At 47.9% G+C, this 16,879-nt stretch carries 18 protein-coding genes and 1 other annotated feature; of the genes, 7 read left to right on the forward strand and 11 right to left on the reverse strand.

Features of this window, described 5'->3' with window-relative positions; genetic code table 11:
* Positions 1-32: 32 nt before the first annotated feature.
* Both yfiH and rluD read right to left on the reverse strand, forming a co-directional pair.
* The gene (gene yfiH / locus AC3ISQ_RS17740; protein ID WP_489348622.1) at positions 33-764 is read right to left on the reverse strand and encodes a purine nucleoside phosphorylase YfiH; all 732 of its coding nucleotides are present in this window, start codon (positions 762-764) and stop codon (positions 33-35) included.
* A complete protein-coding gene (gene rluD / locus AC3ISQ_RS17745; RefSeq protein ID WP_489348623.1) occupies positions 764-1,741 on the reverse strand; it encodes a 23S rRNA pseudouridine(1911/1915/1917) synthase RluD in 978 nt (325 codons plus the stop codon). The genes yfiH and rluD overlap by 1 nt, the downstream gene beginning before the upstream one ends.
* A 131-nt stretch (positions 1,742-1,872) precedes the next feature.
* On the opposite strand from rluD, the gene bamD reads away from it, so the two are divergent.
* From bamD to pheA, 4 genes are all read left to right on the forward strand, one after another.
* Positions 1,873-2,604, forward strand: a complete 732-nt coding sequence (gene bamD / locus AC3ISQ_RS17750; protein WP_489348625.1) for an outer membrane protein assembly factor BamD — start codon at positions 1,873-1,875, stop codon at positions 2,602-2,604.
* 303 nt (positions 2,605-2,907) lie between these two features.
* Positions 2,908-3,246 (forward strand): ribosome-associated translation inhibitor RaiA, encoded by a 339-nt coding sequence (gene raiA, locus AC3ISQ_RS17755; RefSeq protein WP_489348627.1) that lies wholly within the window; start codon positions 2,908-2,910, stop codon positions 3,244-3,246.
* 125 nt (positions 3,247-3,371) lie between these two features.
* Positions 3,372-3,498, forward strand: a sequence feature (Phe leader region).
* Entirely contained in the window at positions 3,373-3,420 is a 48-nt protein-coding gene (gene pheL / locus AC3ISQ_RS17760) for a pheA operon leader peptide PheL (protein WP_102024999.1), read from the forward strand. Its footprint overlaps the feature before it by 48 nt.
* A 168-nt stretch (positions 3,499-3,666) precedes the next feature.
* Positions 3,667-4,824, forward strand: coding sequence for a bifunctional chorismate mutase/prephenate dehydratase (gene pheA / locus AC3ISQ_RS17765; protein ID WP_489348628.1), 1,158 nt, complete (start codon positions 3,667-3,669; stop codon positions 4,822-4,824).
* A gap of 36 nt (positions 4,825-4,860) precedes the next feature.
* Here the strand turns inward: pheA and tyrA are convergent, their stop codons facing one another.
* The gene (tyrA, locus tag AC3ISQ_RS17770) at positions 4,861-5,982 is read right to left on the reverse strand and encodes a bifunctional chorismate mutase/prephenate dehydrogenase (protein ID WP_489348630.1); all 1,122 of its coding nucleotides are present in this window, start codon (positions 5,980-5,982) and stop codon (positions 4,861-4,863) included.
* A gap of 6 nt (positions 5,983-5,988) precedes the next feature.
* Complete coding sequence (locus AC3ISQ_RS17775; protein ID WP_489348632.1) at positions 5,989-7,062, reverse strand: 3-deoxy-7-phosphoheptulonate synthase; 1,074 nt, start codon at positions 7,060-7,062, stop codon at positions 5,989-5,991.
* A gap of 593 nt (positions 7,063-7,655) precedes the next feature.
* Between AC3ISQ_RS17775 and AC3ISQ_RS17780 the strand changes: the two genes are divergently transcribed.
* The 3 genes from AC3ISQ_RS17780 (at position 7,656) to AC3ISQ_RS17790 (ending at position 10,364) form a co-directional block, all read left to right on the forward strand.
* Positions 7,656-8,999 (forward strand): anaerobic C4-dicarboxylate transporter, encoded by a 1,344-nt coding sequence (locus tag AC3ISQ_RS17780; protein WP_489348634.1) that lies wholly within the window; start codon positions 7,656-7,658, stop codon positions 8,997-8,999.
* A gap of 183 nt (positions 9,000-9,182) precedes the next feature.
* Positions 9,183-9,944 carry a DUF481 domain-containing protein gene (locus tag AC3ISQ_RS17785; RefSeq protein ID WP_489348635.1) on the forward strand — a complete coding sequence of 254 codons (762 nt, stop codon included), beginning with the start codon at positions 9,183-9,185 and terminating at the stop codon, positions 9,942-9,944.
* 198 nt (positions 9,945-10,142) lie between these two features.
* Positions 10,143-10,364 (forward strand): ogr/Delta-like zinc finger family protein, encoded by a 222-nt coding sequence (locus AC3ISQ_RS17790; protein ID WP_489348637.1) that lies wholly within the window; start codon positions 10,143-10,145, stop codon positions 10,362-10,364.
* 35 nt (positions 10,365-10,399) lie between these two features.
* Here AC3ISQ_RS17790 and chbG read toward each other — a convergent pair whose 3' ends face one another.
* The 7 genes from chbG to trmD all read right to left on the reverse strand — a co-directional run bounded on the left by chbG (position 10,400) and on the right by trmD (position 16,861).
* On the reverse strand, positions 10,400-11,161 hold the full coding sequence (gene chbG / locus AC3ISQ_RS17795; protein WP_489348639.1) for a chitin disaccharide deacetylase: 762 nt from the start codon (positions 11,159-11,161) through the stop codon (positions 10,400-10,402).
* A 25-nt stretch (positions 11,162-11,186) separates the two neighbouring features.
* Entirely contained in the window at positions 11,187-12,017 is an 831-nt protein-coding gene (gene chbR, locus AC3ISQ_RS17800) for a transcriptional regulator ChbR (protein WP_489348641.1), read from the reverse strand.
* Positions 12,018-12,033: 16 nt separating this feature from the next.
* The gene (locus AC3ISQ_RS17805) at positions 12,034-13,416 is read right to left on the reverse strand and encodes a glycoside hydrolase family 1 protein (RefSeq protein WP_489348643.1); all 1,383 of its coding nucleotides are present in this window, start codon (positions 13,414-13,416) and stop codon (positions 12,034-12,036) included.
* A gap of 42 nt (positions 13,417-13,458) precedes the next feature.
* Entirely contained in the window at positions 13,459-14,829 is a 1,371-nt protein-coding gene (chbC, locus tag AC3ISQ_RS17810) for a PTS N,N'-diacetylchitobiose transporter subunit IIC (RefSeq protein ID WP_489348645.1), read from the reverse strand.
* 15 nt (positions 14,830-14,844) lie between these two features.
* Positions 14,845-15,171, reverse strand: coding sequence for a PTS sugar transporter subunit IIB (locus AC3ISQ_RS17815; RefSeq protein WP_489348646.1), 327 nt, complete (start codon positions 15,169-15,171; stop codon positions 14,845-14,847).
* A 521-nt stretch (positions 15,172-15,692) separates the two neighbouring features.
* On the reverse strand, positions 15,693-16,049 hold the full coding sequence (rplS, locus tag AC3ISQ_RS17820; protein WP_489348648.1) for a 50S ribosomal protein L19: 357 nt from the start codon (positions 16,047-16,049) through the stop codon (positions 15,693-15,695).
* Between the two features lie 68 nt (positions 16,050-16,117).
* On the reverse strand, positions 16,118-16,861 hold the full coding sequence (gene trmD / locus AC3ISQ_RS17825; protein ID WP_489348650.1) for a tRNA (guanosine(37)-N1)-methyltransferase TrmD: 744 nt from the start codon (positions 16,859-16,861) through the stop codon (positions 16,118-16,120).
* Positions 16,862-16,879: the final 18 nt, after the last annotated feature.

Raw genomic sequence — 16,879 nt, forward strand, 5'->3', positions numbered from 1 at the left:
TACACGTCGATGGATCGTCTTGGGGGCGTAGGTTATATCAGCCAGATCAAACTTGCCATACGTCCGGTGACTCCATCACGCCGATAGGAGAAAAAATGACTCATTTCGCCAACGGTACAACGGTTTCCGCCATAAATTTCTGTAATTCCGAGGCGTTGAAGCCGTTGGCGAGCTAAAAGAGTGATATCTGCCAGAAATTTATCGTCGTGTGGTGTGAAGGCTAAAGCTGCAGAGCTGTCATTTTCCATAAACGCCGACCGTACTTCCGCCCCAACCTCAAACTGGAGTGGCCCGATTGCCGGACCAAGCCAAACACTAATGTTTGCCGGTTGAGCAGCAAACTCCGCGACGGTTTGCTCTAATACCCCGTGACACAACCCACGCCAACCAGCATGAGCGGCAGCGACTTCATCACCAGCTTTGGAGCAGAACAACACCGGCAAGCAATCCGCCGTCATCACCGCACAAACTTGCCCTTTGGTATTGCTATAAACCGCATCAGCTTGGAGATCCTGTGGTGTTTTGCCATCGAGCCGCAACACGCGCGTGCCGTGTACCTGTTCTAACCAAACGGGCATTTGCGGTAATTCTGCACACTCCACCAACCGCTGTCGGTTGGTCATGACTGACAAAAGCTCGTCCCCGACGTGTGCACCGAGGTTTAGTGAGTCATACGGAGGCAAGCTGATACCGTCGTTACGTGTGCTGCTACAGGCTTTGACACCTGTAGGCAGTAACCAATCGGGCAAGAAGAATGCGCTCATTACCAATCCATTTGGTCTTTGAATTCTTCAGTATCGGCTTTCAACGCATTAATCAGATCGACCATATCCTGTGGGATTGGTGCATGCCATTCCATTTGGATACCGCTAATCGGGTGGTATAAGCGCAACATGGTGGCGTGTAATGCCTGACGGTCAAAAGTGCGCAACGCATTAATAAAGGCTTCCGACGCCCCTTTAGGTAAACGTGGACGACCGCCGTATAGCTGATCACCCACCAACGGGTGATCGATATAAGCCATATGGACACGAATCTGGTGGGTACGACCTGTTTCCAAGCGCAGACGCAGACGGGTGTGAGCACGGAAATGCTCCATGATGCGATAATGCGTCACCGCAGGTTTACCCATCGGATGTACAGCCATATGAGTGCGCTTGGTCGAGTGACGTGAAATAGGTTGTTCCACTGTACCACCTGCGGTCATAGTACCGATCGCTACTGCTTCATATTCACGCGTAATTTCACGCTCTTGTAGCGCTTCCACCAGCCGAGTTTGCGCAGGAACGGTTTTCGCCACCACCATCAAACCCGTCGTATCTTTATCCAAACGATGGACGATACCTGCGCGGGGTACATCAGCAATTTCAGGATAATAGTGCAGCAATGCATTCAACACGGTGCCATCTGGATTACCGGCTCCTGGGTGCACTACTAAGCCACGAGGTTTGTTGATCACCAAAATATCACTATCTTCGTAGACGATATCTAATGCGATATCCTGCGGTTCCCAACGCGCGTCTTCTTCAATTTGCGCATCAATGGCAACCGTTTCTCCTCCCAGCACCTTCTCTTTTGGCTTGTTTACCATTTTGCCATTAACCTGTACCCGATCTTCCAAAATCCATTCTTTTATGCGAGATCTGGAATAATCAGGGAACAATTCGGCCAAAGCCTGATCTAAACGTTGTCCGAGTTGAGATTCGGCCACCGTTGCGGTGAGTTGTACTTGTTGTGCCATATGCAGCTTCTTCGTTAACGTTGGGTTTTCACGGCGATGCCGTTATATAATGTGCTATTGTAACTGGATCTTGGCCGGGAGCTTAACGGACAGTCTCCCGGATTAACACCCTTGAGGATAATCAAAACGTCATGACGCGTATGAAATATCTGGTGGCAGCAGCCACGTTGAGCCTGGTGCTGGCAGGTTGCTCCAGTTCCAAGGATACGGTTCCCGACAGCCCGCCTTCGGAAATCTATGCGACTGCCCAGCAAAAACTGCAGGACGGTAACTTTAAGGGCGCGATTACGCAACTCGAAGCGCTCGATAACCGCTATCCTTTCGGGCCTTACTCCCAGCAAGTGCAGCTGGATCTGATTTATGCTTACTATAAATCGGCCGATCTGCCACTGGCGCAAGCCTCTATCGATCGCTTCATGCGTCTAAACCCAACGCACCCGAACATCGATTATGTGATGTACATGCGTGGTTTGACTGACATGGCGCTGGATGACAGTGCGTTGCAGGGCTTCTTCGGGGTTGATCGTTCAGACCGCGATCCTCAGCACGCTCGTGCTGCTTTTCGCGATTTCAACCAGCTGATTCAGCAATTCCCGAACAGCCAGTACACCACCGACGCACAAAAGCGTTTGGTATACCTGAAAGATCGTCTGTCTAAGTATGAACTTTCAGTGGTGGAATACTACACTAAACGCGGTGCTTACGTCGCGGTAGTTAATCGTGTCGATCAAATGATGCGTGAATTCCCGGATACCAAAGCGACCCGTGATGCGTTGCCGATGATGGAAAACGCGTATAAACAACTGCAGTTGAATGGTCAGGCCGACAAAGTCGCCAAAGTGATCGCCGCAAACCCAGCATAACGGTTTGTGTCAGCGCAGAAAAATCAAACGGCAGCCTTGGCTGCCGTTTTTCATGGTGAGATTTTGTAAAAAATACCCGAGTAAAAACACGGTGTTAAACTCATATCATCACCATCGATCTCATCAATAATGCGCGATCATTCTCAAAGACTCAAGCCCTAGATGACCGATTCAGATGTTGAATCACAGATTGAACTAACTTTGCAAAAAGTGACAAAAATACGTGATTTAAATCACACATTTCACCACAAAGCGGGGTATGCTGAATTCATCCAAGACGGAAAGACAACAGAGGTAAGTTATATGACAGTGAACATTACCAGCAAACAAATGGACATCACTCCCGCAATCCGTAGTCACGTCGAAGACCGTCTCACCAAACTGGATAAATGGCAGGCGCAGTTGATTAACCCGCACATTGTTTTATCCAAAGAACCCAAAGCTTTCGTGGTTGACGCCACCATCACCACACCTAACGGCCCGCTGGTTGCCAGCGCAAAACACGAAGATATGTATACTGCCGTTAATGACCTGATCGCCAAACTGGAGCGACAGCTCAATAAGGTGCAACACAAAGGTGAAGCACGCCGCGCCTCTAGCTGTGTGAAAGATTTTGTTCCGGCAATAGAACCAGAACAGTAATAACCCAAGAGGGTTGTCAGCATCAAACGCGCCTGAGGGCGCGTTTTTTGTGAGTGTTTTTTATTGACAGAAAGAAAAGCCAGCGGTTACTTTAAGAACTGTTTTTTCACCATTAAAGAGCCATCAATGCAGCGTACCCCGTTTTTCTTCGCATTCTTTTTTACCTTCCCCTGATTGGGAGGCGTTTCGTCGTGTGATAAAGAATGCGAAGACGAACAGCAAAGCCTCCTGAAAACAGGAGGCTTTTTTATGATAATCAAGAACCTATTCCAGTAGGCGTTATCGTCGCAGACAGTTTGAACGCGGCCAGCACGGAAAAACCGGAGCGTACACGCAGTACGTGAGGATTTTGAGTACTGCCCAAGTTCAAAATGGCAAGTAAGATAGCCTACTAGGATAGGTTCTAAATAAGAGCTGATTATGACTGACAACCCATTACTCGTGCTGCGCGAACGCATTAGCGCACTGGATCTGAAACTGCTGGCCTTGCTAGCAGAGCGCCGTGAGCTGGCGGTAGAGGTAGGCAAGACCAAGTTGCACTCCCACCGTCCCATTCGCGATAAAGAACGTGAACGCGACCTGCTGAACGCCCTCATTAGCGCAGCCAAGCCTTATGACCTCGATGGTTTCTACATTACCCGCCTATTCCAATTGATTATCGAAGACTCGGTACTGACGCAGCAGGCGCTGTTGCAGCACCAACTCAACCAAATCAGTCAACATTCTGCCCGCGTTGCCTTCCTTGGGCCAAAAGGCTCTTATTCACACTTGGCCGCACGCCAATACGCAGCGCGTCATTTTGATCAATTGATCGAGTGCGGTTGTCAGAAATTCCAAGATATTTTTGCTCAAGTGGAAACCGGTCAGGCGGATTACGCAATTCTACCGATCGAGAACACCAGTTCCGGCTCGATCAACGACGTTTATGATTTACTGCAACACACCAGTCTAGCGATCGTCGGTGAGCTGACTCTCCCTATCGATCACTGCGTATTAGTTTCGGGGGAGACTGATCTCAACCAAATTGAAACCGTCTACAGTCATCCACAACCGTTCCAGCAATGCAGTCAGTTCATCAATCGCTACCCACATTGGCAGATTGAATACTGCGAAAGCACCGCCGCAGCCATGGAGAAAGTCGCTCAGTTGAACTCACCACGCGTTGCTGCGCTGGGTAGCGAAGCCGGTGGCGCGCTATATGGGCTGCAAGTGTTGGAACACAATTTGGCGAACCAACAGCAGAACATCACTCGCTTTATCATTCTGGCGCGTAAAGCCATTGAAGTCTCAGAGCAAGTGCCAGCGAAAACCACGCTAATTATGGCCACAGGTCAGCAGTCTGGTGCATTGGTGGAAGCATTGTTGGTATTGCGTGATAACGGCATCATCATGACCAAACTGGAGTCTAGACCGATCAATGGAAATCCGTGGGAAGAGATGTTTTATATTGATGTACAGGCCAACCTGCGTTCGGAGGCGATGCAAAAAGCGTTGAAAGCATTAGCGCCAATCACTCGCTCGCTGAAGGTGCTGGGCTGTTACCCAAGTGAAAATGTGGTTCCCGTTAATCCAGCCTAAAAGCAAGGGTTCGGTATCATACCGAACCCTATCTTATTATTGCCGGCTATCGTTCGCTTGCCGTAACAGTGAACGGCTCTCCACCAAGAAACGCTGAGCATAATCGCCAAACCAGTGTTCCACTTTCTGGAAACTCTGGATAAAGGCTTGTTTATCCCCTTGTTCTAGCAGTTTTATGGCTTCGCCAAAGCGCTGGTAATAACGTTTGATCAGCGCGATGTTATCTTCCGACGACATAATAATATCGGCGTACAGCTGCGGATCTTGAGCAAACAGCCGCCCGACCATCGCCAGTTCCAACCGGTAGATCGGTGAGGACAGCGCTAACAACTGCTCAAGCTGCACATTTTCTTCTGCCAAGTGCAAACCGTAGGCGAAAGTCGCAAAGTGACGCAGCGCTTGGATGAACGCCATGTTTTGATCGTGTTCAACCGCACTGATGCAATGCAAACGAGCGCCCCACACCTGCAACTGCTCCAACAACCATTGATAAGCCTCTGGTTGGCGACCGTCGCAATAAACCACCACCTGTTTGGCGACGCTGCCTACGTCAGGACCGAACATTGGGTGCAGCCCCAGAACCGGGCCTGCGTGTGCCGTCAACATCGCTTGTAATGGGCGATCTTTTACCGAGGCCAAATCGACCAGAATGCAGTCGTCTGGTAATTTCGGCAAACGAGCAATCACCTGCTCGGTGACGTGAATCGGTACGCTGACAATGACCATGCCGGCATCAGCCAGTAAGTTATCCGCTTGCGGCCAATCCTCTTGATCCAGCACCTTCACCTGATAGCCTGACAGTGTCAGCATCCGGTTGAATAAACGCCCCATCTGCCCGTTACCACCGATAATCACAACGGGTCGTAATTGAGGATGTAGCGTTTTAAAACCTTTATCGTTCTCACTGGTGTAAGACTCACGCATCACACGGCGCAAGATGTCTTCAATCAAATCAGGAGGAACGCCAAGACCTTCGGCTTCTTTACGGCGTGAGGCCAACATTGCCGCCTCACGCTCAGGAACATAAACCGGTAAACCGTAGCGGCTTTTAACCTCGCCGACTTCCGCCACCAAATGCAGACGTTTCGCCAGCAGATCCAGCAAGGCTTTATCTACTTCATCAATTTGATCGCGTAATGCGGTCAGTTCAGCCACCATAACTTACTACTCTCCAGTGCGAGCCATCAGCACGGTGCCGAGTTCTTGATGCATCTGACGCAACAGAGTCTCGGTGCTTTCCCAGTTGATGCAAGCATCGGTAACAGAAACGCCGTAATGCATATTGGCACGTGGTTGCTCAGAAGACTGGTTGCCTTCGTGCAGATGGCTTTCCAACATGATACCGGTGATAGAACGGTTACCCGCTTTGATTTGCTCAACGACGGACTCGGCAACGGCCGGCTGACGGCGGTAATCTTTATTCGAGTTGCCATGGCTGCAATCTATCATCAAGGACGGGTGGAGTCCCGCGTCAAGCATCTGTTTTTCGCATTCAGCAACGTGATCCGCACTGTAGTTTGGCGTCTTGCCACCACGCAGGATTACATGCCCATCAGGGTTGCCCTGTGTTTGCAGCAAGCACACCTGCCCCGCTTGGTTGATACCTACGAAGCGATGCGGCATTGAAGCAGCACGCATGGCGTTGATCGCCGTACCTAAACTACCGTCGGTGCCATTTTTAAAACCAACCGGCATTGAGAGGCCAGACGCCATTTCACGGTGAGTCTGCGATTCGGTGGTACGCGCACCAATCGCTGACCAGCTAAACAAATCGCCCAAGTATTGAGGGCTGTTCGGGTCTAGCGCTTCTGTTGCCAACGGCAGCCCCATGCCAACCAGATCTAGCAGCAGGCGACGCGCGATATGCAAACCTGCTTCAACGTCAAACGAACCGTCCATGTGTGGATCGTTAATCAAACCTTTCCAGCCGACAGTCGTTCTTGGTTTTTCAAAATAGACACGCATAACGATATACAGCTGATCGCTCAATTCAGCCGCCAACGTCTTCAGATGACGCGCGTAATCCAGAGCCGCATCCGGATCGTGGATAGAACAAGGTCCGCAGACCACCAGCAGGCGATGATCTTTGCCCTGCAAGATATTAGCGATGGTTTTACGCGCGATGGCGATTTCACTTTCATCGTTAGCACTGAGCGGGAACTGATTTTTCAGCTCTTCTGGGGTGATCAGAACCTGTTCTGCACTGATATGTACGTTATTGAGCGCGTCTTTTTGCATGATGCTATTTCCTGTCGTTTTGCTGTAAAGCATGAGCGTTGATCGAACATTAAGCGTTATAGGCTCCTACCTTACCATGCTATGTAAAGTTTTCAATCCATTAAGTGTAAATAAAAAGTTACCACTCATTTTACAGTGTAAAAACCTGCATTTTACTTCGAGTGAAATACAATTCAACTAATTGTTATATAACAATAAAATAAAAAATAAACCTAATTAAACGAAGGAAGTAAAAAGATGTACACCATAAGGTCACACCATACGAAATGTAAAATATTGTTTACACAAAAAGAAGCAATATCTCTACCGCTGTTAGCAGCGATATTCCAAGCCAATTAAACAAATTAAAAACATTATTTATACAACCAATTCCAGATTAATTTTCAATCAATATTCATTTCAACTTTTATCAGCAATTTAAAAAAATCAGTGAATAAATATTGCGGAATCTCACAGTTATCCTGCGCCAAATACCTAATTATTGTCGTCAATGACTCATAACTCCTTTTGGTTAACCTGCGCAGACAGGTACCAACTCACCTGCACTATTGGTTGATGAGTAACAGTTTTTTTATTTCACTCAAGGGGTCCACATGATTACTCTGGAATTTGCCATTATTATCCTCTGCCTATTAGTTGGCACCCGCTACGGTGGGATGGGATTGGGCTTAATTAGCGGCATTGGTTTGTTTTTACTGTGCTTTATTTTTGGTTTGGAACCCGGTAAACCACCGGTAGACGTCATGTTGACGATTCTAGCGGTAATAGGTTGTGCTTCGGTGCTACAAACTGCTGGCGGTCTGAACGTGATGATGCAATATGCAGAGCGTCTGTTGCGCCGACACCCACAACACATCACGCTACTCGCCCCATTAACTACTTGGACACTCACTTTCCTGTGCGGTACTGGGCACGTGGTTTACACTATGTTCCCCATCATCGGTGATATCGCCATTAAGAAAGGTATCCGTCCCGAACGCCCAATGGCTGTCGCATCCGTGGCTTCTCAAATGGCGATTACTGCATCCCCAGTTTCAGTCGCGGTAGTCTCGTTGGTTTCGATCATTGCCGCCGGACACGGTATCGGCAAGGCTTACACTCTGGTGGAAATTCTGGCGGTATCTATTCCAGCTTCACTGGTTGGCGTACTGATGGCTGCATTATGGAGCCTGCGTCGTGGTAAAGATCTGGATAAAGACCCAGAATTCCAAGCGAGAATCCAAGATCCAGAACAACGAGCCTATATCTACGGCGGTACCGAAACGCTGCTTAATCAGAAATTCCCTAAACAGGCTTACTGGTCTACCGTCATTTTCTTTGCTGCAATCGCTATTGTGGTGCTGTTGGGCGCATTTGCCGAATTGCGCCCGGCGTTTGAAGTTAAAGGCGTGCTAAAACCGCTGTCGATGAACCTAGTGATTCAGATGATGATGCTGATTGCTGGCGCGGTGATTTTGATGAGTTGCAAAGTCAAACCCGGCGATATTGCCAATGGTGCGGTGTTTAAAGCGGGAATGGTGGCGATTTTCTCAGTATTTGGCGTGGCCTGGATGAGTGATACCTTCTTCCAAGCACATATGGGTGATTTAAAACTGCTGTTGGAAGATGTAGTAAAAAGCCAACCTTGGACCTACGCCATCGTACTGTTCCTGGTTTCTAAATTGGTGAACAGCCAAGCAGCCGCATTAGCCGCGATTGCACCAATGGGTTTGCAGTTAGGTGTCGATCCGAAAATGCTGTTGGCCTTTTTCCCTGCGGCTTATGGCTATTTTGTGTTGCCAACCTATCCGAGCGATCTGGCCTGTATCGGGTTTGATCGCTCCGGCACCACGCGCATCGGGAAGTTTATTATCAACCACAGTTTCATCATCCCGGGTCTGATCGGTGTTCTGAGTTCCTGCATCACCGGTTATCTGCTGGTGACAACCTTCCTATAATGTACTCAGAAGCGGTAACAGACTGTCGTTACCGCTCAATCGAATTGTAAATAGTAGAAGAAAAGTGAATAAGCAATGTCAAAAAGTTAAAAACTTAAGCTAACAGTGCTGTTTTTGTCACTGAGACGAATCGCTATAATGTGACCGTTATCACTTATCACTACTATTTCAAACGGAACCAAAATGCTCTCTTTACGCGCTCGCCGCGCTATTTCGCTGATTAGCTGCTTAACTGCTTTCACCAGTGCTCCAGCCTTTGCCGACAATACGCTCTTCACCGCTATGGACGACCCTGCTACTGCCAAAAAACCTTTCGAAGGTAACGTTCAGGCAGGTTATAACGCGCAATCCGGTAACTCGGAAAGCTCAACCCTGTTGGCCAACACGTCCCTGACCTGGTTCAACACCGAAAGCGCTTATAGCTTATGGGGTTCTGCCACCAATACCACGTCTTCTGATGTGCGTTCGTCAGAGAAATATCAGGCAGGTGGCCGTAGCCGCTACAACTTGACCGATCGTAACTATCTGTTTGGTCAGGCTAGTTGGCTCAACGATCGCTTCGCGGGTTACGACTCCCGTACCACCGTAACTGGCGGTTATGGTCGTCAATTACTGAGCAACCCGCCGCATGATTTACGTGTCGAATTCGGTCCAGGCGTACGCCACGACGAGTATCGTGATGGCGGACAAACCACCAGAGCACTCGCTTATGGTGCTGCCAACTATTCATATCAGATCAGCGAAAGCACCCGATTCACCGAAGGCTTTTCAGCGCTGGCGAACGAAGACATCACACTGAACTCTGAAACCGCGCTAAACGTCGCCATCAACAAACAGTTCTCATTGCGACTGGCTTACACCGTGGTTTACAACAGCGAACCCCCATCCTCCGCACCAAAAAATACCGATACCACAACATCAGTCACTTTGGTCTACGGTCTGTAATCCCCTCACTTCTGCTCTAAGCCCACTTCGGTGGGCTTTTTCATTTATCTTTCAGAAAAATAATAGCTTCACTAAAAATGATCTTTTCATGATTGACGTATTTAGCAAATTGCTTAATACTGTATGTATATACAGTTAATTGGTGTAGCAAAAAGCGCTAACACCGGTTTCTTTCAATCCATGAGAAGGAGTCTTCGTATGATGAACTGTCCACTGTGCGGTAGCGTGGCCCATACTCGTTCCAGCCGCTATCTGAGTGATGCGACGAAAGAACGCTATCACCAATGTCAAAATATTAATTGCAGTTGCACCTTTGCAACTCATGAGTCTGTGGCGCGGGTGATTGTAAAGCCGGAAGGGAATACTCCTGCGCCGCTGCCCCCAAAGCAAAGCAAACGAAGGACTGCAACAGCGTTATAGTCAGGAGAAATAATACATAGAAGGGAGTGATTGGATTATAGCTCCCCAAAACCACCAAGACGATAACCGCGCGCCAGAATTTCCGCTTTCAAACTCGGTTGGGTTAACACCTCCACCTCCATGGCTCGCGGATAACAATAACTGCTAGTGAGTAAGATATTGTCGATAAACGCCGGATGACACATGATCTCCAGAGAACTATCACCACGCTGGTCGGCGTTACTTAACAACTGTAAGAACTGTTGTTTTGAAACTGCCTCACCATAAAAACCGCAATCTAACCAAGCAGTGCTGCGCGGATGGTTGATCTGAATATTGTGTCTCTTCACTTCTTCACGATCGATGCGCAAAGGTAAATTTTTCTCATTGGCGAAAGTTTCTACCAACGGATAAATCTGCGGCAACATATGTACATGATGATGACTATCGATATGGCTTGGCGGACGGCCAAATATTTCAACAAAGTGATCAAATTGGCATATTAGCTCATGGGCGATTTCTTCAAGATCCAGCGTATTTTCCTCCGCACGCTGCCATAGCCATTTACCCAAATGACCATTTTCATCCACCAAATTAGGCATCGCGCTTAATGGACGACCATAGGTCAGCACAAAGTGCAGGCCTATGGATAAATCAGGGTACTGACGGCTCAGTTCTGCCGCATGGTGAATATATTCACAGTTCACCATAGCGGTAGTCGAAGAAACGACGCCATGTCGAAACGCTTCAATAATGCCGTAGTTTTGCCCTTTACTCAGGCCAAAATCATCTGCGTTTACGATCAACAGTTTTTCCATTGACAACTCCTTCACCGACAAAAGGTTAATGAGACAGACTCTCCGCTACGCGGTAGAACTTTTTGCGATAACTCCCTGGCGTAAACGAGGTGAGCTTTTTGAAGTTTTTGATAAACAGCGTGGTGTCGCTGTAACCCGCGTCAAAAGCGATGTCAGAAACCAGACAGTCGGTAACTTCAAGCTGGGTTTTAGCAAAGTTGATACGGATTTCATTGATAATCTGCATCGGTGTTTTTTGGTAATAGCGTTGAGTCGCGCGAGTGAGGTATTCCTGCGTTTTACCGGAAAGCTGCACCATATTAACCAACGCTTTTTCACCAAACATCGATTTGTCATGCATTTTGTCGACGGTGGTCTTCAACCATTGAGGTATATCATCATTGGTTTCGCTTTCTTTGTGATGATTGATTCGGTTAGTGACATAAAACGTCAGTAGTTCCAACAATTCGGTCATCTCATCTTCTTCGAAATGAGGTGCCGAGATAGCCGTTTCAATGTAAGAAAGGAAATTCTTTTTCAGCCGATAGGATTGTGAAGCCACCATCCCTTGCGCAAGCATGTGCTGAAAATGCTTCTCGAAAAACGCTTTGCTGACGCCGACGTTCAAGATCCGCGTCGCGCCAAACTCATAGAAACTCTGGTGATGAGAACCTATGGGGATAAATACGAAATCCCCACGTTCCAAAAAGATGCGCTTGCCGTTAATTTCCTGATAGCACATCCCGGTCAAGATCAGAGTGTACTCATAGTAATCATGCTGATGTAAACCCGTAGCGCTCTCCGTCTTGTTATAAATGAACAGATGGAATTTTTTGCCATTAAACAGCTCTTTTTCACGAACGACTCTGATTTCCATTCCGTTCACCCTTTCACTACTCATCAAAACCATGTTGCTTTGCCGTTTTGGCAAACCAGTAACCACTTTTCTTCAACATGCGGGATTGATCAGCAAGATTTAACCGGACCAATCCGTAACGGTTTTTATAGGAGTTCAACCACGACCAGCAATCGATAAAGGTCCATAAGTGGTAGCCTTTACAGTTGCTCCCCTCCTGCAAAGCCTGATGAACATAACGTAAATGATCACGCATGAAATCAATGCGGTAATCATCCTCAATCATGCCAACAGGGTTTAAAAACTTCTCTTCCCCTTCGACTCCCATACCATTTTCTGAAATATAGCAGGGGATATTGGCGTAGTTTTCCCGCAGGTCGGTCAGGATGTCATACACCCCTTTTTCATAGATTTCCCAACCACGATGAGGATTCACTTTTCTACCCGGCATTTCATAGAAACTGAATAGATCTTCCGGTGTCTTCACCGAATCAGATACGGTTTCTTTAGCCTTGATCCGCCGTGGTTGGTAGTAATTCACCCCTAACAAATCGACTCTACCTACGACGATCAATTCAGCATCGCCCGCTTCGCATTGAGGTAAAAGATCATGCTGACGTAATAATGCGATCAGATCATCGGGATAAACACCCTTGGTGACGGGATCGAGGAAACTACGGTTCAACAATAGATCCGCTATGTGTGAGGCTTCGAGATCTTCTTGCGAGTTAGAACGCGGGTACGTCGGGCTCAGGTTGAGAATAATGCCAATCTCTCCCTTTTGATTAAGCTCCCGATATGCTTTCACCGCTTTGGCATGAGCCAGCACACTGTGGTAAGCCACCGTGACTGCACGTTTGAAATCCACTACACAGGGGTAATGGAAATCCGCCAGATACCCAGCTTCAACCGGCACGATCGGCTCATTAAAGGTAAACCAATGCTGAACTCGATCGCCAAATAACTCAAAGCAGATTTTGGCATAGCGAGCATAAGCATCGACTACTGCGCGATTTTCCCATCCTCCTTTCTCCTGCATACACATCGGCATATCGAAGTGGTAAAGGTTGATGAATGGGGTAATACCCTGCGCTAGCAGGGTATCAATGACGTTATTGTAAAACTCGACGGCTTTAGGGTTTATCGCACCATCACCGCTTGGAATCAAACGTGACCAAGAAATCGACGTCCTAAATGTGTTATGCCCTAATTTTTTCAACAGCAGAATATCTTGCTGATAGTTATCGTAAAATGTTGAGGTATTCGCAGGGCCAATCTGGCCGTGGAAGCGCTCAGGCGCTATATCAAACCAGTAATCGAAAATATTCTGACTCTTACCGTCCCGCGATGCGGCACCTTCTGACTGCGTTGCCGAAGTGGCGCTTCCCCACCAAAAATCATCGGGAAATTGATATTTCATCTGAGTGACTCCCAAGTCATAACTGCCCTACGGATTTAAACCTTAAAATTTCAAACTATTCGCAATATCTTCTTCGCTTTGTTCTTCAGCAACAGCCTTATCGATTTCGCTTTGCGCTTTGTTGGAAATCGCGACAAACGGTAGATAAATCAAGGTGGCAATACACAAGTTAAACAAGCTGAGACACAGTGCCGCGATGCTGCCGTTAGTATTAAAGAAGGCGCCAAGCCCTACCGGCATGGTCCAAGGTGCAATGTTGGTAATCGGTGGAATAAAGCCCGTGTGATACGCAATAGTGGTAATCGTCGCCAATACCGGCTGAACCATGATGAATGGAATAAACATCACCGGGTTCATAATCACTGGCAGACCAAACAGGAGGGGTTCGTTAATCTGGAAAATACCTGGAGGGGTTGCCAATTTCGCAACCTGACGATAATCCTCGCGACGTGAACCGATAAAGATAGCGATGATCAAGCCCAGAGTCGCCCCCGTACCACCCAGATAGATATAGGAGTCAACCAGTGGTTTCGCCCACATGTGGAACTGCTTACCTGCGGCTTCTGCCGCCGCAACCGAACCATACTGGGTATAAAGCGCTACGTTTTCCAAAGCAAACGGCGTCATCACACCATTTTCTAATCCCGCCAGTGCCATTGAACCATGCACACCGAAGAACCACAGCAGTGATGAGAACATCACGTACACCCAGCCCACCACGCTACCCATTTTCGACAACGGTGCCGAGATGGTGTCCATGATGATCTGGTGGAAGTTGGTGCCATACTGGGTCAAGAAATAGGAAAGGATACCCATGATGGAAAGAATGATAAAACCTGGGATCAACGCTGAGAATGAGCGTGATACCGAAGCCGGTACACTGTCAGGTAAGCGGATAACCCAATTGCGTCGAACAATAAAAGTAAATACTTCAGCCACAGCCAAACCAATCAGGATGCCCGAAATAACATTGGCGCCGCCTAACCAGTTGGCTCCTACCGCATAGGCTTCGCCTACGCTGAATGGAGTGACCGTCATAAATGCCGCAATCGACAATAGCCCCGCGGCTATAGGATCAACCTTCTTCTCTTCCGCCAACGCCATACCGATAAAGAACGGCGTCATCAACGACATTATCCCTAGGGTACCGTTATACACGTTACCACCGACCGCCTTCCATCCATTGAGCATGGTAATGGTAGACTCATCCAGTCTCACACCCATGGAAAAGAAGAACGATCCTTCACCGAAACTCAGAAAAACGTTGTTAATCAAAACAAACATGGCGCCCGTCAGAGTTAATGGCATCAGCCGAATAAACCCGTTTTTGATGGCGTTAATATGCGGTTGTTTACCGATTTTAACAGCGACCGGCAAAATGACTTTTTCCAGTGAAGCGATAAGTGTACTCACGGCGTACTCCCCTTATTATTTTGCTTCTGCTTGCGCTTTTTTGATAGCGGCCACGGCAGCTTGCAGCACACCTAAACCATCGACTTTGCCGTACAGAAGGGAATCAATCACTTCTACCGGTTTGCTTGGGAACAACTTCTGAATTTCTTCATGCTTATAAGCAATTTGTGGCCCCAACAACAGCACATCTGCCTCAGCACCTTTCTCTGCAGCCAAACCTTCTGGGTGAGCTTCAATAATGACTGGTACTTCATATTTTTCTGCTTGTGCTTTCATTTTGGAAACCAGCAGTGAAGTCGACATACCGGCAGAGCAAAACAGATAGATTTTTTTCTTTTCCATACCCAACACCTTTGATGTTCAAAAGACCCACGTTAGTCATTAACCAGTAACAATGGTGAGTAGCTTTTTAGCCGTTCTCATTTGACCTTCTGAGGCCACATTGTCTCTGGTTGTCGTCAGTATACGAAGCTAGCCGTAAAGTAAGTAATTCTAGCCTACACATAATAGGCTCTCCTTGACCTTACGAATTGATGCCCTTCACATTTCTACGTTAACGGTTTGTGATATTCATCGCAGAATAATGATTTTTTATCGAAGAGAAATAAGTTTAATTTATTGATTTAGATAAATTAGTTAATACAGATGATATGAAATAACGCCTAGAGAGATCTGATGAAGATAAAGTGGGTAGATGAAAGAGGAGTATTGATGACCAGAAAGTGGCTAAAACGCATCACAACGGCACCAAAGACATAATTGCCTATGAAAATAAAGCCGGAAGTGACACAAGGTAAAACGCACGATAAAAAAGGGGTTAGCAAATGCTAACCCCTTATCACTATTAACTTTTGGATGTAACCTTAGTTAACGCGGTTCAGACGCTCTTTGATACGAGCAGACTTACCAGTACGCTCACGCAGGTAGTACAGTTTAGCTTGACGAACGGCACCACGACGCTTAACAGTAATGCTGTCGATTACTGGGGAGTGAGTCTGGAATACACGCTCAACACCTTCGCCGTTGGAAATCTTACGAACAGTGAATGCAGAGTGCAGACCGCGGTTACGGATAGCGATAACCACGCCCTCGAATGCCTGCAGACGTTTTTTGCTACCTTCAACGACCCATACCTTAACTTCCACGGAATCACCCGGACGGAATGCAGGTACGTCTTGCTTCATCTGCTCTTGTTCAAGTTGCTTAATAATGTTGCTCATAATATGTCTCTTACCCTAGGTAAACTGATATATCGGCTGCGCCCGCAGGCGTTGCCTTCATAGTCCTGTTACTCGGCCTGATGTTCCCGTTGGAACTCAGCCAGTAACACCTCTTGCTCGTCAGTCAGAGCTAGGCTTTCTAGAAGTTCAGGTCTTCTAAGCCAGGTACGGCCCAGCGACTGCTTTAAGCGCCAGCGACGTATCTCGGCATGGTTACCCGACAGTAAAACTGGCGGTACTTCCATCCCTTCCAACACCTCAGGCCGGGTATAATGCGGGCAGTCCAGCAATCCATCGACAAAAGAATCTTCTTCTGCTGACGCCTGATGCCCCAGAACACCCGGTATAAAACGAGCGACTGAATCAATCAAGACCATTGCTGGCAGTTCCCCGCCGCTGAGTACGTAATCGCCGATTGACCATTCTTCATCAATTTCGGTTTGGATCACGCGCTCATCGATCCCTTCGTAGCGACCACACACCAGAATCATCTTCTGATTGGTCGCCAGTTCGCTAACGCCGGTTTGATCCAGCTTGCGCCCCTGAGGTGACAGATAAATCACCTTTGCTCCCTCGCCTGCCGCTGCTTTCGCTGCATGAATGGCTTCCCGCAAGGGTTGCACCATCATCAACATTCCCGGGCCGCCGCCATAAGGGCGATCGTCCACGGTACGATGCCGGTCGTAGGTGAAGTCACGAGGACTCCAACACTGCACGCTCAGCAGGCCATTTTTTACTGCCCGGCTAGTCACCCCGTAATCGGTGATGGCGCGGAACATCTCAGGAAACAGGCTTACAATACCAATGAACACCAGCCAATCCCCATGTTG

It is taken from the genome of Serratia sp. KH_031, from assembly GCF_057839655.1.